Origin of the sequence: Syntrophomonas wolfei subsp. methylbutyratica, from assembly GCF_001570625.1 — a bacterium.
Taxonomy (GTDB): Bacteria; Bacillota; Syntrophomonadia; order Syntrophomonadales; family Syntrophomonadaceae; genus Syntrophomonas; species Syntrophomonas methylbutyratica.
Map to the genome: position 1 here is coordinate 1 of NZ_BBQT01000080.1, position 451 is coordinate 451.

Genomic DNA, 451 nt, shown 5'->3' on the forward strand with positions numbered 1-451 from the left:
ACCGCTACAACGCGCAATGTGCTCCGCTCAGCGATCATTGCGTTTGCAAAATATGCCGCCAAGAAATCCTTTGCCGCATCTTAGCCATTTTATTCCGAAGCAATTACTTCCGCAAAGAAAAAAGAGCCGAAGAATAATAACATAAAATACTTTACGAAGGAAGAAATTCAATTGCTGCTAAAACTGCCTGATACATCAAAAGCGATCGGACAGCGCGATGTCGCGATGATGGCGGCATTATATGCTACTGGCTCACGGGCGCAGGAGCTGTGCGACATAACTTTGAAGGACATCACGTTAGCAACGCCGTCTTTTCCGTCAAAGGTTCGCTTGACTGGAAAAGGAAACAAATCTCAAATAATTACTATCCCCATTCACTGCACCGCAATCATAACCTATTATTTTCGGGTAAAAAAATACGATTTAAACAACAAGTCAACTTTCAACACGC

General features: G+C 43.0%; 1 protein-coding gene. It reads left to right on the forward strand.

The window, feature by feature from the left end; all coding sequences use genetic code 11:
* Positions 1-171 precede the first annotated feature (171 nt).
* The coding region (locus AWB54_RS15085) for a tyrosine-type recombinase/integrase (RefSeq protein WP_153014780.1) at positions 172-451 on the forward strand (280 nt) is incomplete at its 3' end.